This window comes from Shewanella gelidimarina (genome assembly GCF_023283945.1).
Taxonomy (GTDB): domain Bacteria; phylum Pseudomonadota; class Gammaproteobacteria; order Enterobacterales; family Shewanellaceae; genus Shewanella; species Shewanella gelidimarina.
In genome coordinates this window covers 22,658-41,267 of the sequence record NZ_JAKIKW010000011.1, presented here as the reverse complement: position 1 = coordinate 41,267, position 18,610 = coordinate 22,658, and the positions used below count along the sequence as shown (strand labels likewise).

The 18,610-nt window shown below is 43.9% G+C and carries 17 protein-coding genes; 10 read left to right on the top strand and 7 right to left on the bottom strand.

The window, feature by feature from the left end; all coding sequences use genetic code 11:
• Positions 1-14 precede the first annotated feature (14 nt).
• From L2729_RS11065 to lptD, 6 genes are all read right to left on the bottom strand, one after another.
• Positions 15-839: a symmetrical bis(5'-nucleosyl)-tetraphosphatase gene (locus tag L2729_RS11065; protein ID WP_248988327.1), complete on the bottom strand. Its 825-nt coding sequence runs from the start codon at positions 837-839 to the stop codon at positions 15-17.
• A 15-nt stretch (positions 840-854) separates the two neighbouring features.
• On the bottom strand, positions 855-1,235 hold the full coding sequence (gene apaG / locus L2729_RS11060) for a Co2+/Mg2+ efflux protein ApaG (RefSeq protein ID WP_248988326.1): 381 nt from the start codon (positions 1,233-1,235) through the stop codon (positions 855-857).
• Positions 1,236-1,389: 154 nt separating this feature from the next.
• A complete protein-coding gene (gene rsmA, locus L2729_RS11055) occupies positions 1,390-2,196 on the bottom strand; it encodes a 16S rRNA (adenine(1518)-N(6)/adenine(1519)-N(6))-dimethyltransferase RsmA (RefSeq protein ID WP_101091341.1) in 807 nt (268 codons plus the stop codon).
• Positions 2,197-2,211: 15 nt separating this feature from the next.
• Positions 2,212-3,195, bottom strand: a complete 984-nt coding sequence (gene pdxA, locus L2729_RS11050; protein ID WP_248988325.1) for a 4-hydroxythreonine-4-phosphate dehydrogenase PdxA — start codon at positions 3,193-3,195, stop codon at positions 2,212-2,214.
• Positions 3,196-3,200: 5 nt separating this feature from the next.
• Positions 3,201-4,505 (bottom strand): peptidylprolyl isomerase SurA, encoded by a 1,305-nt coding sequence (surA, locus tag L2729_RS11045; protein ID WP_248988324.1) that lies wholly within the window; start codon positions 4,503-4,505, stop codon positions 3,201-3,203.
• A 124-nt stretch (positions 4,506-4,629) separates the two neighbouring features.
• Positions 4,630-6,954, bottom strand: coding sequence for an LPS assembly protein LptD (gene lptD / locus L2729_RS11040; protein WP_248988323.1), 2,325 nt, complete (start codon positions 6,952-6,954; stop codon positions 4,630-4,632).
• 156 nt (positions 6,955-7,110) lie between these two features.
• Here lptD and L2729_RS11035 point away from each other — a divergent pair, with 156 nt between their 5' ends.
• The 5 genes from L2729_RS11035 to L2729_RS11015 are packed head-to-tail and all read left to right on the top strand — an operon-like array spanning position 7,111 to position 11,209.
• On the top strand, positions 7,111-8,112 hold the full coding sequence (locus L2729_RS11035) for an aminoglycoside phosphotransferase family protein (RefSeq protein WP_248988322.1): 1,002 nt from the start codon (positions 7,111-7,113) through the stop codon (positions 8,110-8,112).
• Positions 8,109-8,777, top strand: a complete 669-nt coding sequence (gene murU, locus L2729_RS11030; RefSeq protein ID WP_248988321.1) for an N-acetylmuramate alpha-1-phosphate uridylyltransferase MurU — start codon at positions 8,109-8,111, stop codon at positions 8,775-8,777. Before L2729_RS11035 ends, murU begins: the two co-directional genes overlap by 4 nt.
• Positions 8,777-9,556 carry a co-chaperone DjlA gene (gene djlA / locus L2729_RS11025; RefSeq protein WP_248988320.1) on the top strand — a complete coding sequence of 260 codons (780 nt, stop codon included), beginning with the start codon at positions 8,777-8,779 and terminating at the stop codon, positions 9,554-9,556. The genes murU and djlA overlap by 1 nt, the downstream gene beginning before the upstream one ends.
• A 35-nt stretch (positions 9,557-9,591) precedes the next feature.
• The gene (locus tag L2729_RS11020; RefSeq protein WP_248988319.1) at positions 9,592-10,203 is read left to right on the top strand and encodes an outer membrane beta-barrel protein; all 612 of its coding nucleotides are present in this window, start codon (positions 9,592-9,594) and stop codon (positions 10,201-10,203) included.
• Positions 10,204-10,255: 52 nt separating this feature from the next.
• Entirely contained in the window at positions 10,256-11,209 is a 954-nt protein-coding gene (locus tag L2729_RS11015) for a D-2-hydroxyacid dehydrogenase (protein ID WP_248988318.1), read from the top strand.
• An 87-nt stretch (positions 11,210-11,296) separates the two neighbouring features.
• On the opposite strand, the gene purT is transcribed toward L2729_RS11015, so the two are convergent.
• Positions 11,297-12,472, bottom strand: coding sequence for a formate-dependent phosphoribosylglycinamide formyltransferase (gene purT, locus L2729_RS11010; protein WP_248988317.1), 1,176 nt, complete (start codon positions 12,470-12,472; stop codon positions 11,297-11,299).
• Positions 12,473-12,749: 277 nt separating this feature from the next.
• On the opposite strand from purT, the gene L2729_RS11005 reads away from it, so the two are divergent.
• The 5 genes from L2729_RS11005 to L2729_RS10985 all read left to right on the top strand — a co-directional run bounded on the left by L2729_RS11005 (position 12,750) and on the right by L2729_RS10985 (position 18,583).
• Positions 12,750-13,151 (top strand): DUF3302 domain-containing protein, encoded by a 402-nt coding sequence (locus L2729_RS11005; RefSeq protein WP_248988316.1) that lies wholly within the window; start codon positions 12,750-12,752, stop codon positions 13,149-13,151.
• A 1-nt stretch (position 13,152) separates the two neighbouring features.
• Positions 13,153-14,292 carry an HlyD family secretion protein gene (locus tag L2729_RS11000; protein WP_248988315.1) on the top strand — a complete coding sequence of 380 codons (1,140 nt, stop codon included), beginning with the start codon at positions 13,153-13,155 and terminating at the stop codon, positions 14,290-14,292.
• Positions 14,293-14,383: 91 nt separating this feature from the next.
• A complete protein-coding gene (locus tag L2729_RS10995; RefSeq protein ID WP_248988314.1) occupies positions 14,384-15,853 on the top strand; it encodes an AAA family ATPase in 1,470 nt (489 codons plus the stop codon).
• A gap of 490 nt (positions 15,854-16,343) precedes the next feature.
• Entirely contained in the window at positions 16,344-17,885 is a 1,542-nt protein-coding gene (locus L2729_RS10990; protein WP_248988313.1) for a S10 family peptidase, read from the top strand.
• Positions 17,886-17,968: 83 nt separating this feature from the next.
• Positions 17,969-18,583, top strand: coding sequence for a LysE family translocator (locus tag L2729_RS10985; protein WP_101091357.1), 615 nt, complete (start codon positions 17,969-17,971; stop codon positions 18,581-18,583).
• Positions 18,584-18,610: the final 27 nt, after the last annotated feature.

Genomic DNA, 18,610 nt, shown 5'->3' with positions numbered 1-18,610 from the left:
TAAGCGCGTTAAGTTTAACTTTCTTTTAACTTATTTTGAGTTATTTTCTGGTCTGACTCTAAGTGCCACAGGGTTAAATGTTCTCCCCAACAACAGCCTGTGTCGAGCGCTTGTAGTGCTGGAGAGTTTACTTCGCCCATAATTGCTGCCCAGTGGCCAAAGACCAGTGTATGTTCAGGGCGAAGTATGGCCTGATGGGTGAACCAAGGTGACAGTTGAGAATTATCACATTGTTCTATGGGCAATTTGCAGTCAAAATCTAGACGGCCGTCGGGGTAGAGATAACGCATGCGTGTCAGTGCGTTAATGGTATATATTTTCTTATCTAGCTCAGATAAGTCATCACTGCAGTGAGCAACTGAGTTAGTGTACATTTTTGCAATCAAAGCGGTTAAGTAATCAGGCTGTTGCAGTGCTTCTGCGACGATATCAGCTTTGTTTCTTAGTGTGCTGAGATCCCATTGTGGTGGGATACCGGCATGGGTCATTAATATGTTCTGCTCGGGATATTCTTGATAAAGTGGCTGAAGACGCAACCAGTCAACCAACGCGCCTATATCAGGAGAGGCTAACAACTCGCCTAAATTATCTTTGGGGTTAGCGCGTTTTATTTTTCCATGCACCCCAAGTAAATGGAGATCGTGGTTACCGAGCACCACCTTTGCTGAGCCTTGCAATGACTTAAAATATTGTAGGGTTTGCAGCGATCCCTGACCACGTGCAATCAAGTCACCTACAGCCCATAGGCAATCTATTGAAGGGTTAAACCCCACTTTATTGAGTACTAATTCCAGCTCGTCAAAACAGCCTTGAACATCTCCTACAAAATAATTTGCCATGTAACAATAAAACCCTTAATGAAGCAAGCCAGGAATGGCAAGACTAAATGCTGAAATTGGTGCTTTAAACTCATCACCATTACTTTTTTGCATGGTGTAGCTACCCTCCATGACCCCGAATGGTGTTTCCAGTACTGTGCCGCTTGTATATTGATACGCAGTGTTTGGCTTTATGGTTGGGGTTTCACCAACGACTCCCGCCCCTTGGACTTCACTTTTACGTCCGTTGGCATCGGTGATACACCAATGGCGGCTTTTTAGGGTTACGTCTTGGTCACCGAGATTAATAATGGTGATGGTATAGCTGAATAAATACTTCTCTTCCTCTGGGGTCGACTGGGCTTCAATATATTCCGTTTTGACTTCAACTTTTACGGATGTCGTACTCTGGGTCATGTTTAGCCTCAAGTATGAAAAATCTGGAATGAGTTAACAGTATAGTAATGGGAGTAGTTTGTAATTGATAGAGAATGTGGTTTGAATCGCAGAAAATAGAAAGGGCAAATTAATGCCCTTTCAAATTGTTTTTAGCCATTGTTGCGGGTAAAACTTACACTTGCTTGTCGATGAACAAGTTTGCCATAGCAACGTATTGTTCAACACTTATTTGCTCTGGTCGCAATGTAGGGTCGATATTAAGCTGCGCGAACTCGTCATCAGTTAACATGTGTTTGAGATTATTCCTCAATGTCTTACGACGCATATTAAAGGCGGTTGTTGTCAAATGCCTTAACATTTCCACATCTTTACAAGGGAAGGGTTTGACTTTAAAAGGCACTAGACGTACTACCGCCGAGTCTACTTTTGGTGCCGGAGTAAAAGACTCTGGTGGAACTTCCAACACTGGCATGATTTGGCAATGATATTGTGCCATCACAGTAAGGCGGCCGTAGGCTTTAGTGCCTGGGCTTGCCGACAATCTTAATACCACCTCTTTTTGTAGCATGAAGTGCATATTTTCGATGTACTGTGCAAACTCAAATAGATGAAACATTAGTGGCGTAGAGATGTTATATGGCAGATTACCAAACACTTTCATCTGCATATCTTCACGTACTAACTGTTTAAAATCAAAGTCAAGAGCATCACCTTGGTGGATCTCAAGCTTATCTTTTAGCGTCGGATGTTTTTTTAGACGCTCAACTAAATCTTTATCTAACTCGACGACTGTTAACTTGTCGATACCGCTAGCAACGGGCTCAGTAAGCGCTGCCAAGCCTGGACCAATTTCAACCATAACGTGATCGTTATCTGGCGAAATAGCACCGACGATTCGATTGATCACGTTCTGATCGGTCAAGAAGTTCTGACCGAAGCGTTTTCTAGCCGTATGGCCTAAATGTACTTTATTACTCATGAGATAACTTTTTCACTAATTCTTTGCAGCCAAATCAATGGCTCTATTTAATGCACAGACAAAACTACCAATATCAGCAGAACCAGTGCCTGCAAGCTCTAAGGCCGTACCGTGGTCGACCGATGTTCTTATGTAGGGTAATCCTAGAGTAATATTGACTGAACTGCCAAAGCCTCTAGCTTTTAGTACTGGAAGGCCTTGATCGTGGTACATCGCGAGTACCACATCAGCATCTTCTAAGTATTTGGGTTGAAATATTGTGTCAGCAGGCAGTGGACCAATAATATTCATATCTAACGCTCGCAACTCTTCGAGCGCAGGTATGATGATATCAATCTCTTCTCTGCCTAAATGACCGTCTTCACCCGCATGCGGATTTAAGCCACAGACATAAATCTTAGGTGAAGGGATAGCAAATTTTTCAACAAGATCCTTGTGTAGAATTTTGACTATCTGGTGTAACCGGTCTCGAGTAATTGCCTTTGCAACATAAGCCAGTGGAATATGTGTGGTGACAAGTGCAACCTGTAAACCAGGAGCTGCAAGCATCATGACGACATCTTGGCAATTTGCTTGGTTAGCAAAAAACTCAGTATGGCCGCTAAATGGGATGCCTGCTTGGTTAATAATCCCTTTATGCACGGGACCAGTAACCACAGCATCAAATTCGCCAACCATGTTTTTCTCACCTGCAAAACGCAGTGTATCGACAACATAATGGCTGTTTTTCTCATTAAGTTTGCCGCACACCGCTTCGCTCTCCAAAGTAAATGGAACTATGGTAAGCGTACCGGCTTCTTGAGCTTTAGGAGGCTGATTTGGCTGGTAAGGTCGCAGTTGAATTGATAACCCAAGCTTTTTGGCTCGAGTTTGTAATAGTTCCGGATCAGCACAAACAACTAGCTCAGCAGGCCAAGCCTGCTGAGCTAGTTGTATCACTAAATCGGGGCCTATACCCGCCGGTTCACCCGGCGTAATAGCGATTCGTTTAGTCGACAATATGGTTAACCTCGATTCGGTTCCGGCTCGAATATATCGATAAATGCTTCACTGCGCATTTCATCTAACCAGTTCTGTAATTCTTCGTTAAATTTACGACGATATATTAACTGATGAGCTCGGTTTGTATTAAATTTATCGGTTGCATCAGTAACGCGCTTCTCTTCCAGTTGAGTAATGTGCCAGCCGTGTGTTGAGCGGAATGGTTCACTAATTTCACCAACTTCAAGCGCATTCAACGTTTGGGAAAACGCAGGTACGTAGACGTTTGGATCTGCCCAACCAAGTTCACCACCTTTAGCCGCAGACCCCGGATCTTCTGAATATTGGTGTGCTAGATCTTCAAATTTAGCTTCACCAGAACGGATTTGAGCTAAGAATCTGTCCATCATACCTTTGGCACGTTCTTCCGACAGGATCGGAGATGGCTTCAATAGTATATGACGTGATCTTACCTCTTTAACTTCTTGAGTCTGTAAGCCTCGTGCATCCATGACTTTTAGGATATGAAGACCTGCACCACTCTTAATTGGACCTATTATATCACCGACTTTTGCATCGCTAACAACTTCAGCGAAAAGCGTTGGCATTTCGTTGATGTTCATATAGTCCCAAAGACCACCTTCAAGTGCTTTTGGACCTGCAGATGCTGCAATGGCTATACTTCTAAAGTCATCGCCATCGTTTAAGCGTTTTAATACCGTAGCCGCTCTTTTACTTGATGCTTCAAGCTCAGCGCTCGTAGCATTGTTTGCAACATCGATTAAGATATGACCAATCTGGAATTCTACATCTTTCAAGCCTTGCTCGTTAATCAAGCTGACTAGGTTGTTAATTTCTTGCGGCGAAACTTGGATCCGTCGTTGCACCTGAATACGTTGGATTTCACCTAAGGTCACTTCCTCACGCAGCTGTTCACGATATTGCGCAAAAGAGGTGCCATCAAGTTCGATTTGGGCTTTCATCTGCTCAACAGTTAATTTTTGCTCTTTAGCGATATTATCAATAGTCTGGTCTAACTGGAGATCACCAATATGAAGACCGATACGGTCAGCCATCTGCATCTGCAAGCGAGTCAAAATAAGGCGTTCAATAACCTGTGTTCGCAGTGCAGTATCTGATGGTAGCTTTTGCCCTGCGGTAGCGGCATTGGCTTTAATGGTTTTGACCATCCCAGCAACTTCACTTTCTAAAATGATGCCTTCATTAATTTGCACTGTGACGCGATCTAATGGTTCAACCGCAGCGTGAACAAGTTGGCTCATCGCCAATGTTAGTAAAGCAAAAATCAATCGGTTACAGCGTTTCATCCACAAAAATCCTTGGCATTTATGATGTCATTTACAGTATTTTCATACTGGGTTAATGATTCTTTTATCCTGCTTTGACTGCTTGTCATCGGCTAGGTTCAGCATTTTAGCTAATTTTGTTAATTTAGTTCTTTAAATAAAGTGGTTTGCGATAGTTAAAGAGGCCATCATTAAGCATATCGGAGACCCCTAACGGACCTGAGCCACCTAAACCTTTAATCACAAAATTCAGGTAAACACCGCTTTCAAATAGTTCTCGAGTATCATTGACTGGGTTGTCTTCGTCAATGTAATTGGTCTTAATGCGGTAATGATAACTCAAACGCAGTGCCCAGCAACAAGATTCATATTGAAATCCGGTATAGGTTTCAACGCTGCGGCTTTCATTGAGGTCATAATACCAGTTTCCAACCAAATATAAGCTGTCATTAATTGGCCATGCACCTCTTAAGCCGACTTGCTTTATATCAACTGACTCGTTGGTATTGGTGTTTAGCAGATCGGGTACGTATCGATAACTTGCTTGCAGTAGCTTATTCTTGCCTGGGCGATAATCAACGGTGAGCTCACTCTTCTTATTCTCACTCTCTTTGGCGTCGTATTGAATCGAGCCACTTAAGAACCAATCAGAATAAAGCTGGGTGCTTAGTTCTGCAGCAAGGGCAGAATTTGAAGTGTTTTCTTGAACAAAGCTATCAGAGCTGCCATTAACGTCATTAAGGCCTACACGGCTATCTTCTAGGTAAATTATTTGTCCCAAGCTAAATTTGAACACTTCTTTGTTTTGATCATCAAACAGCTTGGTGGTTAAACCTAACGTAAACTGGTTGGCATCAGCAATACGATCTAAGCCTGAAAAGCGGCGTTCACGAAAGAGTCCGTTATAGTCGTCTTGCAACTGTGCAGTGTCATAAATACCGATGTTAGATTGGTCTTCATAACCCACATACAAGTATTGGAATTGAGGCTCCAAGGTTTGACGGTAGTTCGTATTGAAATAGTCAGTGAAGCGCTCAAAATTAATTTGGCCGTGAATTCGTACTTGCGGCAAGGTGCGATTGACTTTGTCATCAAGTGTCGAGCTTGAAAGATTGGAGTTGTCATCTTGTACATAATTGGTTTGCAGCAGTTTGACTTCGCTCGTCAATGAGCCCGCTGGACCATGTATTGGATAGGAGATACTGGGCTCAATATGCAAACGTGTTGCTGTCGAGTATTCACTATCTTGATGTGAAAAATTGGTGACTTCACTCATCAAGTTAATATCAAAACCATTCCAATATTCAGGTGCGCGGTAGTTAAACGTGAACTGTGGCATCACTTGGTAAGGTTTTTCTTCCTCTCCAAGGACTTTGATGTCTTGTACGCGAGCACTAATATCCCAATTTTCTTCAAAATAACTAATTTCACCAATACGGGTCAATTGATTATCGGTAGCGCGCTGCACATCTGAATTCAGGTCATTGAAATAGTTGTTGTCTGATACGTCGGTATAATTTGCCAATACGCGCCAGTTTTTGTCTATCGCACCACTATGTTCCCAATGGTAAAGGTAACGGTTAGGGCTATTGGTTAACTTGTCATCGTCAGGCAAAAATTCAAAGTTCAGTTGACCTTGTTGCTTGTCGCCAGCGAGATATCTAAATTCGGTTTTAGTATATAAACCGCGAGCAGACATGTAGTTAGGTGTAAATGTTAGATCGAACTCTGGCGCGATATTCCAATAATAAGGTGTCGCGACTTCAAAACCGTTAGTAGTACTGGTACTAAAGGATGGGAATAAAAAACCAGATTTTCGTTTATCTGAGACGGGAATCGTCATGTATGGGATATACATAATTGGTACACCACCAATTTTTAGCTTGGCGTCCCAAATCTCTCCCCACTCTTCTTTACTGTCAATTTTGATTCTATCCGCTTCTAACAACCATGCCGGTGAGTCAGTGGGACAAGTTGTAAAATTGGTTTTCGACATCAACAAGTTGTTTTCTTTGGTGATCTCTAACTTATTGGCATCGCCATGGATCTGTTGGCCATTAAGCCAATATTTAGCGCCTAGTAACGTCGCGCTATTACTGCGCATTTTTGCAACTAAAGAGTCGGCTGTGACGGTGAAAAGTTCATCTTGAAATACTAAATTACCGTTAGCGGCTAGTTCTTCAGCTTCTTGATCAAGAATCGCTTCGTCAGCGGAGATGTTTCTGCCACCTTGACTGAAGCTAACATCGCCATTGAATTTAGCTTGTTTGCCCATTTGCGCTTCAGAGCGGTCAGAAATAATGGAGATACGTTCAAGATCTGCTGGATTATCTAAATCATACAGAGGTACATAAGGCTTAACAGGAGGCTCAATAACGCACTGTGAACTTTCAACAGTTGCAGTATTGGCGTCATTTGCCAAGGCAAATTGGGGAAGCAGGCTCAAGGCCAGAAAATAACGGATCTGCATCTTAGGTCAATTAATTATGATTTCTTAGTTTGGACTATTGAAGAAGAGAAAAGTTGAACCCTTTCTTGGGCAACTCAGCCAAATAATTTGTTTCAATCGCTTAGCTGTTTCCATTTTGTCGTTATAATAAAGCAATTTCTTCTTGAGAGCCATGAGGTGCCCTTGTCAGATCCTAGATTTCTTCAGTTAAATGCATGGGTAAACCAGTATTTTAGCACCAATGTGTCACCGGAACTTATTTCGGGAGACGCCAGTTTTAGACGTTACTTTCGAGTTGTTGTTGGCTCAGTTTCTTATATTGTAGTTGATTCACCCCCTAAACTGGTGCCAATTACACCGTTTATACAAATAGCTGAAAGTTATTCAAGATCCGGAATACCTGTGCCTAAAGTGATCTGCAGTGATACTAAGCAAGGTTTTATGTTGCTTAGCGATCTCGGTGATGTGCAGTTATTATCGGTATTGAACCCCAGCAATCTAAGGCAGTACTACCAACAAGCGTTATTATTGCTAAACGATATCGCTAAAGTCATCGCGACTGACCAAGCACCATTGCCCATTTATGACGATGAATTTGTGCTTCGGGAATTGAATATATTTACTGAGTGGCTAGCAGTGCATCACCTTGGATTATCGAGTGATGAGGTAGGAGCTCAGACTGATATGGCCTTTCAGGTGCTAACCGAAAATGTTAGGCAGCAGCCTCAAGTCGGCATGCATCGGGATTACCATAGTCGTAATATCATGCTGCAAGATGATGAGTTAAGGGTTATCGACTTCCAAGATGCTGTTATTGGCCCTGTGACCTATGATGCGGTTTCATTATTACGCGACTGTTACATTCGCTGGCCTGAAGATAACGTCAATGAACTCATGCTTATTCACTACAAGCAAGTGATTGAAGCGCAGTTATTGCCTGTTGAGGTCAGTTTTTCACAATATCAGCGCTGGTTTGACTTGATGGGACTGCAACGACATATCAAAGCTGCAGGGATATTCGCGAGACTAAATTACCGTGATGGCAAGCCTGCCTATATGGCCGATATTCCGTTAACATTGGAATATGTTCGCGATATAGCGAGTCGTTATCCTGAGCTGAGTAGATTTAGCCAATGGATTGGAAATGTCATTATCCCCGCAGTGAAGGCTAAAAAATGAAAGCAATGATTTTAGCGGCTGGACGTGGCGAAAGACTACGTCCGTTAACCGATAGCCTACCAAAACCTTTGGTTGAAGTGGCGCGCAAACCGCTGATTGTATATCACCTGGAAAAGCTAGCGCTGGCTGGCTTTAAAGAAGTGATCATTAATCATGCGTGGCTCGGCCATAAGCTGGTGTCGGCATTAGGTGATGGTGCTAAATGGGGGCTGAAAATCTCTTATAGTGAGGAAACGCAGGCTTTAGAAACCGGTGGTGGAATTAAAAAAGCGTTAACTTTACTCGGTGATGAGCCATTTTTTGTGATTAACGGTGACGTCTTTATTGATGTGCTGCCTAAAATCGAAAGCTTAGCATCAGGAGAACTGGCGCATCTTTGGTTAGTCGATAATCCCATTCAACATCCACAGGGCGACTTCGCGCTATTGAATGGCAAGGTTTCAATGTTCGGGGAAAATAAGCTCACTTTTTCGGGGATGGGCGTTTATCACCCAGATATGTTTACTCAAGTCTCAGCGCAAGCATTTGCGCTTGCGCCGTTGCTGCGAGAAGCTATGGCGAATGGGCAAGTCATGGGTGATTATTTTGATCATTATTGGTGCGATGTTGGCACGGTAGAGCGTTTGGCACAAATTGAAACACGTGAAATACAAAAGGGTAAGTAATGCGAATTTGGGGTAAAGTTTTCGGTTTTATTATCGGGTTTATGTTTGGTCGTATCGGTGGCGGCGTTTTCGGCTTGTGGCTTGGGCATATGTACGATCGCCGTCAGAGCCAGCGGGCAGGCATTGGCAATAGCAGTAAGCGACAAGCGCTATTTTTTAATACCACTTTTGCTGTAATGGGGCATGTGGCGAAAGCATCTGGGCAAGTAACCGAAGTTGATATTCGGATCGCCAATGCGTTGATGGATCAAATGCGACTCAGTGGCGAGGCTAGAGCGGATGCGCAAGCCGCCTTTAGAGAAGGAAAGGAAAGTAACTTTGATATCCATGCCTGCCTGAAAACCTTCAGATTGATCTCAATGGGGCGCAAAGAAGTATTACAGATGTTTTTAGAAATCCAAATTCAAACGGCGTTATCAGATGCCACCTTGGACCCTAAAGAGCATTCAATTCTATCGACCATTGCTAAAGAGTTAGGCTTCAGCCAAAAGCAATTAGACGATTTACTTGCGCGCTGGCAGGCGGAGTTCAACTTCCATCGAAATGGTGGCAGTGGTAATCATACTTCAGTTGAAGACGCTTATGATGTTTTAGGTATGGAAGAGTCGATGTCTGACCAAGATATTAAAAGAGCTTATCGCAAATTAATGAATGAGCATCATCCTGACAAATTAGTCGCTAAAGGGCTACCTGCAGAAATGATGGAGCTGGCAAAAACAAAAGCTCAAGATATTCAAGCAGCTTATGATAGGGTTAAGAGTGATAGAGGTATGCGCTAACCCTGCATAATAATGATTAACGAGAAGGATCTGTTATGAGAAAAAGCCTAGCATTTGTATTGACCGCGTTTTTTTCTTTGCCCGCAGTGGCTGAAGTCTATGTCGCCCCCTTTGGTGGTTACAGCTTCGGTGCGAGTGATTTCGATATTTACAGCACCCAAAGTGAAGATAATGGCACCGTCAAAGTGTCTGAAGCTGAGAACTATGGCGTGATGTTAGGTTTTACGACTAAAGATCCTGGTAATGTTTACCTGCTTTATAGTCATCAATCGACTGATTTACGTGCCAGCGGCACTTTCAGTCCCGATGTTATCACTAAAATGGATGTTGACTATTTTCATGTCGGCGGCACTCTGTATTTTCCAATGAAAGACGTTAAACCTTATGTCACTACCAGTTTGGGGTTAACTCAAATGAGACCCAGTGGCGCCTACTCAAATGAGACCCGATTTTCAGTCGCATTAGGAGGGGGCGTAGAGTATCAAGTCACCAGTGCATTTTCGTTGTTCGCAGAGGTTAAGGGTTACGCGACCTTTGTAAATTCGAATAATGAACTGTTTTGCAGTGGACAGGGCTGTCTTTGGAATATTCAGACGGACATCATGTGGCAAGGCCAAGCTAATATAGGGGCAAGTCTTAAGTTTTAAGGCAAATGATGACAATGCGTTTGGAAGCTAAACCTCAACATGAGAGTAATAGATGCAGATAGTTATTTTAGATGGCTACACACTGAATCCGGGGGACCTTTGTTGGAAACCTCTTGCTGCAATGGGTGAGCTGACCTGTTTTGAACGGACCGCACCACAAGATGTCCTTGCTCGCAGCAAAGATGCCGCAGTGTTGCTGACCAATAAAACCGTACTCGATGAAAACACGCTTAAGCAATTACCCAAGCTTAGATATGTAGGTGTGCTTGCCACTGGGACAAATGTTGTTGATATCAAGGCTGCTACCGCACTTGGGATCCTAGTGACCAATGTGCCGGGTTATGGGCCTGATGCCGTCGCCCAGATGGTATTTGCCCATATCCTCCATGCGACTCAACAGGTAGCACGTCACTCAGATGCTGTGATGCAGGGGAAATGGTCATTAAGTGAAGATTTTTGTTTTACTTTATCGCCACTGCAGTCGCTAAAGGGCAAGACATTAGGCTTAGTCGGTTTTGGTGATATCGGCCAAGCGGTAGCCCAAATCGCGCTGGCATTCGGTATGCAAGTCATCGTGAATACTCGTAACGCTAAGCTAGTACTTCCTGCTGGGTGCACTTGGGTTACGCAAGATAGCTTGTTTATGGATTCTGATATTGTTTCGCTACATTGTCCTTTAACGACGGCTACCGATAAGCTGATTAATCGCAGTGTGTTAAAGCAGATGAAGCCCACAGCAATGTTAATTAATACTGCTCGCGGTGGCTTAGTTGATGAGTCAGCGTTGGCTGATGCGTTAGCGCAAGGGCAGATTGCTTTTAGCGGCGTAGATGTGTTGTCGACTGAGCCTCCTCAAAAGGACAACCCTCTGCTTAAAGCGCCCAACATTAGCATTTCACCGCATAATGCATGGGCAACAATCGAAGCTAGACAGAATCTGCTCAATATTGCGGTTAATAATCTTAGCGGTTTTTTAAATGGCGATGCCGTTAATACGGTTAACTAGCGGTGATTGCCAGTCAGAATATTGAAGCCCTTTATGTCGCGTTACATAAAGGGCTTTTTACTGCAGAACTGTTTATTACAAACTTTTCTAGAGAATGACGTTAATTTTATTGGCCGAGGCAAGGGCTTTCTCTACTGCTCGTTCAATCGTGGTGTCTCTGGCTAATGCCACACCCAATCGTCTGCTGCCATCAATCTCAGGTTTGCCAAATAATCTAACTTGGGTATTAGGTGCAACCAAAGCCTCTGCAATCCCTGAAAATTGAATGTTGTTTGAATGACCTTCTGCCAGGATCACAGCCGATGCACTGGGCCCATGTTGTACGATATTGCTGATAGGTAAGCCCAATATTGCACGAACGTGCAGCGCGAATTCAGACAAGTCTTGGCTGATCATAGTAACCATGCCGGTATCGTGCGGTCGTGGTGACACTTCTGAAAAATACACAGCATCACCCTTAATAAACAGTTCGACGCCAAACAAGCCGTAGCCACCGAGTGCTTGAACCACCTTTTTGCCTATTTCTTGGGCTTTGGCTGTTACGATATCTGACATCACCTGCGGCTGCCAAGATTCTCGGTAGTCACCCGCTTCTTGACGATGACCAATGGCATCACAGAAGTGGATCCCGTTAACGGCGTTGATGGTCAGTAGGGTGATCTCATAATCAAAGGCGATAAAGCCTTCAACAATCACTCGACCACCACCCGCTCTGCCGCCTTCCTGTGCGTAAATCCAAGCGGCATCTATTTGTGACTCAGTGCGAATAACACTTTGCCCTTTACCGGATGAACTCATTACGGGCTTGACCACACAAGGTAAACCAATTGTTGCTATGGCTTGTTTGAATTGCGTTTGTGTGTCGCAGAAGAAGTATGCTGAAGTGGGGATTGCTAACGTCTCAGCGGCGAGGCGTCGGATCCCCTCTCTATCCATCGTTAATTGAGTTGCTTTAGCCGTGGGGACAATGTTGACCCCTTTAGCCTCTAGCTCAACTAACGTTTGAGTGGCAATAGCTTCAAGCTCTGGGATCACTAAGTCAGGCTTCTCAAGCGCAATCACTTGCTCGAGTGCTGCGGCATCAAGCATGTTGATGACATGACTGCGGTGAGCTATCTGCATTGCTGGCGCATTGGCATAGCGGTCAACAGCAATCACTTCGATACCAAAGCGCTGCAGTTCGATAGCCACTTCCTTGCCTAATTCACCCGATCCAAGAAGCATTGCGCGTTTTGCGCTTACACTTAACGCTGTACCAATCATGGTTTATACCTTTATTAGTTATGTAGGGTCTTACTCTCACGCCGAGTTATATCACTGGTTGGAGGTAAGTCTTTTAGTTTACCCTGAGGTTATACGTTCTAACGTAAGATAGGCAATAAATGTGTGGCAGATCACGTGATTTCAGAACAGAAGGGCACGCTAATATGAAGTTTTATATCAAATAAATATGGCTTTGTAAGGTTTTTGTTGCCAATATGATTTTGTTGCGTTGGGGATAATTAATTCCCGTAATTGACACATTTAGAAGGAGTGCGTTGTGTTTTTAGATTACTTTGCATTAGGAATTATCTTTTTTGTAGCGATTTTTATTTTTTATGGCGTGATAGCAATTCACGACATCCCTTATGAAATAGCAAAAGATCGAAATCATCCTCAGCAAGATGCTATTCATGTCGCTGGCTGGGTAAGCCTTTTCACACTGCATGCTATTTGGCCTTTTTTGTGGATCTGGGCCACCTTGTATCGCGAAGATCGTGGTTGGGGTTTCAATCAAGTTATCGAGAAAGAACAGATTTTAGACAGCGAGGTCAAGGGCTTGACCGAAACCGTAAGAAAATTAGAACAAAGGTTAGCCGCCGTTGAAAGCAATCATACTGCAGTTGAGCAGGTCGAGCCCGTTGTCGAACAGACCAGTGGATCACTAGAGGAGAAGGCGTAGCATGGACTTATTACTCGTTCTTACTTATACCGCGATTTGTATCGCTATTTTTAAAATATTCAAGATCCCTCTGACAAAATGGACGGTACCGACAGCGATATTGGGTGGCATCTTTATTGTGGGTGCATTGATTTTATTAATGAACTACAACCACCCCTATACGCCGTATGGTAAAGAGATGTTCGTTACAACGCCGATCAACCCGCTAGTACGAGGCGTGGTTGTTTCTGTGGAAGTCGAAGCTAACACACCGATCAAAAAAGGCGACGTGTTATTTAAGCTCGATCCTACTGGATATGCAGCCATCGTAAAACAAAAGCGTGCGGCCTTAGTGGCTGCAGAACTCGAAGTGCCACAACTTGAAGCGTCTTGGGAAATGGCTAAAGCCGCGGTGGTCAGAGCGACAGCGGATCGAGATAGAAGTAAGTCAGCTTATGCTCGTTACGAAAAAGGCCGTAAAAGAGGTGGTGCAAATTCACCTTTTACAGAGTTAGAACTTGATAATAAACGCCAACTTTATTTAGCATCTGAAGCACAGTTGACCGCTTCTAATGCTGAAGCGTTAAGAGTGCGATTAGCCTTTGAGTCAAATGTCGATGGGGTTAATACTAAAGTTGCAGCGATCCAAGGCGAGCTTGAAAAAGCACAATTTGACCTCGACCAAACTGTGGTTAGAGCACCTGCCGATGGCATAGTGACACAGTTGGCATTACGCCCAGGAATTGTAGCCGTCCCCATGCCGCTAAGATCGCTACTCAGTTTTATTCCTGATGACGACCGTATTTTCGCTGGATCATTTTGGCAGAACTCTTTATTAAGACTGCAGGAAGGTGACGAAGCCGAGGTCATTTTAGACGGTGCACCAGGTGTTGTCTTTAAGGGCAAAGTCGCGCAGATATTACCTGCGATGGCTGAGGGTGAGATCCAGTCTGGTGGTCGACTTATTACTTCTAACATTATGACAGTACGTGGTAGAGCTATTGTTGTTATAGAACTAGAAGATCAAGATGAAGTTATTAAGCGCTTCCCGGCCGGTGTTTCTGGCCATATCGCTATTTACACTGAGCACTTTGCGCACGTGGCGATTATGCGGAAAGTATTGTTAAGAATGCAGGGCTGGCTGAACTACCTATTCCATTAATGGCATAGTATAAACGCAGCATCATGCTATCGTTGAAAGGGACCGTTAAGGTCCCTTTATTATTGGCTTTACATTAAATAGGCAGCAAAGAATGCAAGATATCAGGGATTTGACAGCCGTTTTGCGTTCCAATACCCCCATTGTGATTATCGAAACCTATGAAGAGTACCGAGTCATTGAGTTGCTCAAAAAGGTGTCGCTGGTACTGTATCAACCCTTATTCAGTTGGAGTATTACCCAGGGACTATCGCGAGTCGATAAAAGCATGGGAGTGCAGAAGTTTAATAGTGAGCCTAGCGATATTTTAGGGCAGATAAAGTCGACGACCCAACGTGGGATCTATGCACTTTGCGATTTTCATCCTTTTGTTATTGATGAACCCAAGAATATCCGCTTACTCAAAGAGATAGCATTGGAGTATGAAGCGCTGCAGCACACCATAGTGTTGATTAGTCACGCCTTTGAGATCCCGGCAGAGATCAAGCGCTATTGCGCTCATTTTCGGCTGTCATTACCCAATAGTACTCAGCTACTTAATATTATTAATGAGCAGGTTAAGCAGGCTAATCAACAAGGTTTTAATATTGATGTCGATGAGTCTGCGGCGTTAAAACTTGCTGATAATCTAAGAGGGGTGACCTTTGATGATGCTCGTCGTTTGGCACATAAAGCGATTGTGGATGACGGTGCAATTACTTACTCCGATATCGATATTGTTAACCGTGGCAAGTTTGAACTGCTCAATATGGATGGGGTACTGCAATTTGAATACGACACTAGCGACTTTTCTCAAGTGGCGGGTTTGCATAACCTTAAAACATGGTTGCAGCACCGTTCGCCATCATTAGGTCATCCAAGTGCGATCGACAGTCCCAAAGGTATTTTACTGTTAGGGGTGCAGGGGAGTGGTAAAAGCTTAGCAGCCAAAGCGGTCGCTGGACTGTGGCAAAGGCCTCTGCTAAAGATGGATCTGGCAGCACTGTACAATAAATATATCGGTGAAACAGAGAAGAATCTTCGTCAAGCGCTCGAACTTGCCGATGTGATGTCACCTTGTGTTTTGTGGATTGATGAAATAGAAAAAGGCCTAAGCAGTGGCGATAGTGACGATGGCACCTCTAAGCGGGTCCTTGGTACTATTTTGACTTGGATGGCGGAACGAGAGTCTGATGTGTTTCTTGTTGCAACCGCTAACGATATTAGCGCGCTGCCGCCTGAACTGATGCGTAAAGGACGCATGGATGAGATTTTCTTTGTCGACTTACCGGATGATGAGATCCGCAGAGCAATTTTTCTTATCCATGTTAAAAAGCGTAGTCTCGATCCGAGTATTTTGAACCTAGCTCAGCTTTCTATGGCAAGTGAAGGCTTCTCGGGGGCTGAAATTGAGCAAGCTGTTATCTCGGCCATTTATACCGCAAGAGCCACTAACCAAGATGTTGATCAATCACTGCTGATTGCAGAGTTAATGAATACACGGCCGTTATCGGTTGTCATGCGTGAAAAGCTGGCAGAATTAAGACATTGGGCGGCGGAGCGCACGGTCAACGCGCACCGTTAATCAGCTTTACTCAACTCGATAACAACCAGCCCTTTGTGATCCATTGCGAAGGGTTTTTCTGTTAATGCTTAATAATCGACGTGATTATGCTCTGACAAATCTGTTTGCAATTGATGCTTTGCGCTTATCCTTTAGAGTTTGTAAGCTGACCGCTTCAAATACAGCTTCTAAAATATCGTACTTAAAATAACAATAAATATTACTAGGGGCTGTTGCTCTTTCGAGCTTGGTTTTTGTCCGAATTCAATGATTTTAGTACAAGGCTTGAGCGATGTTGCTTAGCTGGCTAAGCGAAAAGCTCGTAACGCAGTAATAGAAATATTGAAACGAACCCGAAGGGCCGCGCTTCTTGGCTATTTTTACGGTGTTGTAGGCTATTTGTGGAGAATAACTAAACGACATAGCCTCCGCCTTGTCAAAATAGCCAATAAACGGCGGCAAAAACAACCGTGAAAGATTAACAGTCCCTAACAGTATTAAAGGATTAACTATGTGCTCCCAAGCAAGCATTCCCCATAAGTTTACATTGGCGGTAAGTGCCGCAATCATTCTCTCCTCATCGGTATTTATCTTCAGCGCTAGCGCTGCTGCTGAGACTAAAACCGTAACAGCATCAATTGAACCTGAAATAGTGGTCACTGAGCATAGAGCGAGAATAAATGACAACAAAATTAACTATCAGGCGATCGCGGGAGAGACGATTTTAGAAGACAGTAAAGGCTTGCCGTTAGCGAGTATTTTCTCCATTAGTTATCTGCGTACTGATGTTAAAGATGTCACAAAGCGCCCAGTGACGTTCATCTTTAATGGTGGCCCCGGCTCTGCTTCATTATGGCTACACATGGGACTATTTGGCCCTAAACGAGTCGTTGTCCCTGGTGATGCAACAGACGATGGTGCAGCACCATATCCATTGGTCGAAAACGAATATTCAATGCTTGATGAATCAGACCTTATCTTTATTGACCCTGTAGGTACTGGGTTTAGCCGTGCATTGGGTGACAATAAAGGCGCTGACTTTTGGGGCGTAACCGAAGATGCTAAATCAATTGCTGAGTTTATGCGCCGTTGGTTAATCGAGCATGGTCGCTGGAACTCACTTAAATACTTGGCGGGTGAAAGTTACGGCACAACCCGCGCCGCTGCGCTTGTTGATGAATTACAAGGTGGCTGGACTGATATTTCGATTAATGGTGTGATGTTAATTTCATCCATCCTTGATTTTAGCCATGCCCGCTATCAGCCTGGCAATAATCAACCTTATATTGGCTTTTTGCCAACAATGGCAGCAACAGCGTTTTATCATAATAAAGTCAGCGCTGTGGACAAAGCGATGGGGCTAGAAGCCTTTATCGACGCAGCGCGTCAATTTGCCATTACAGATTACGCGTTGGCATTGCTGCAAGGGAATCGACTTGATAGTGCAACGTACCAAAATATACGTACACAGTTAGCCCGTTTTACTGGACTGAGTGAGAACTACTTAGACAGAGTCAATTTGCGTGTCAGTGCAAGCCGTTACAGCAAGCAACTGTTGCGCGATCAAGACTTAACGATTGGCCGTTTAGACAGCCGATACAAGGGCGTTGATTATGACAGCGGAGGTGAGCGAACTGACAACGACCCATCAGGTTATGGTATTGATGGTGCGTATACTGCGGCGATTCACGATTATGTCTATAAAGATTTAGGCATCAAGATGACTCGTCCATTCAACGTATTGTCATATGAAGTTAACCGCGGCTGGAATTGGAATGTCAGTGGTAAACAGATGCATTACGTCAATGTTGCCCCTATGCTGGGTCGTGCCCAGCGTGAAAATAAAGACCTTAGGATATTTGTTGCTAACGGTTATTTTGATTTTGCGACCCCATTTTTTGCTACCGAGAATACTTTCGCCGATAACGGTATCGACAATAGCCGAGTCTCTATGCATTATTACGCTGCTGGACATATGATGTATATTGAGCCGGATTCACTGGCGCAGTTGGCTAAAGATATTCGTCATTTCTATCATCCTGAAAAGCGTTAAATGGTCATTCGATATCAATGATAAATGAGATGTTCCCTAAAGGGCGCTTAATATAAATAACAGCAATATAGGTAAAGGATTAAATGAGCTTCAGTGCATGGCTAGGGTTACTAGCAATCTGTTGTTTGGGGGCTATGTCTCCAGGACCGAGTTTAGCAATGGTGGTAAGACATACCTTGGGTGGTGGCAGAACAAAGGGGATAATCTGTGCATGGGCTCACTCTATTGGTATCGGGGTGTATGCACTGGTGACGTTGTTGGGACTTGCAGTGGTGTTGAAAAAGGCACCAATGGTGTTCAATGCGATAGCCATCATAGGGGCATTGTATTTAGCTTATATGGGCGTCCAAGCACTGCGTTCAAAAGGTGGCATGTCTGACAAGTTAGCAGCAGGTAAGTCGACGGATGCGTTAACGGCTGCACGAGATGGTTTAGCTATTTCGCTATTTAACCCCAAGATTATGTTGTTCTTTTTAGCTCTCTTCAGTCAGTTTGTCATGGTGGCAGACAATATGACGGCAAAAGGATTGATTGTATTAACACCGCTGATTGTCGATGGTCTTTGGTATACCTTAATTGCGTTAGTATTGTCGCATTCAGCGGTATTGCCAAAGCTACGAGAAAAAGCCGCGCTTATCGATAAGCTGTCTGGCGTAGTCTTGATTTTATTAGCCATAAGAGTGCTGGCGAGTTTATAAGTCTACACGAGTAACAAAAACGCCATC

Excerpts from the sequence above, each read along its gene's own strand:
- L2729_RS11065 (WP_248988327.1), bottom strand. The coding sequence starts at position 839 with ATGGCAAATTATTTTGTAGGAGATGTTCAAGGCTGTTTTGACGAGCTG.
- apaG (WP_248988326.1), bottom strand. The coding sequence starts at position 1,235 with ATGACCCAGAGTACGACATCCGTAAAAGTTGAAGTCAAAACGGAATAT.
- rsmA (WP_101091341.1), bottom strand. The coding sequence starts at position 2,196 with ATGAGTAATAAAGTACATTTAGGCCATACGGCTAGAAAACGCTTCGGT.
- surA (WP_248988324.1), bottom strand. The coding sequence starts at position 4,505 with ATGAAACGCTGTAACCGATTGATTTTTGCTTTACTAACATTGGCGATG.
- lptD (WP_248988323.1), bottom strand. The coding sequence starts at position 6,954 with ATGCAGATCCGTTATTTTCTGGCCTTGAGCCTGCTTCCCCAATTTGCC.
- murU (WP_248988321.1), top strand. The coding sequence starts at position 8,109 with ATGAAAGCAATGATTTTAGCGGCTGGACGTGGCGAAAGACTACGTCCG.
- djlA (WP_248988320.1), top strand. The coding sequence starts at position 8,777 with ATGCGAATTTGGGGTAAAGTTTTCGGTTTTATTATCGGGTTTATGTTT.
- L2729_RS11020 (WP_248988319.1), top strand. The coding sequence starts at position 9,592 with ATGAGAAAAAGCCTAGCATTTGTATTGACCGCGTTTTTTTCTTTGCCC.
- L2729_RS11015 (WP_248988318.1), top strand. The coding sequence starts at position 10,256 with ATGCAGATAGTTATTTTAGATGGCTACACACTGAATCCGGGGGACCTT.
- purT (WP_248988317.1), bottom strand. The coding sequence starts at position 12,472 with ATGATTGGTACAGCGTTAAGTGTAAGCGCAAAACGCGCAATGCTTCTT.
- L2729_RS11000 (WP_248988315.1), top strand. The coding sequence starts at position 13,153 with ATGGACTTATTACTCGTTCTTACTTATACCGCGATTTGTATCGCTATT.
- L2729_RS10995 (WP_248988314.1), top strand. The coding sequence starts at position 14,384 with ATGCAAGATATCAGGGATTTGACAGCCGTTTTGCGTTCCAATACCCCC.
- L2729_RS10990 (WP_248988313.1), top strand. The coding sequence starts at position 16,344 with ATGTGCTCCCAAGCAAGCATTCCCCATAAGTTTACATTGGCGGTAAGT.
- L2729_RS10985 (WP_101091357.1), top strand. The coding sequence starts at position 17,969 with ATGAGCTTCAGTGCATGGCTAGGGTTACTAGCAATCTGTTGTTTGGGG.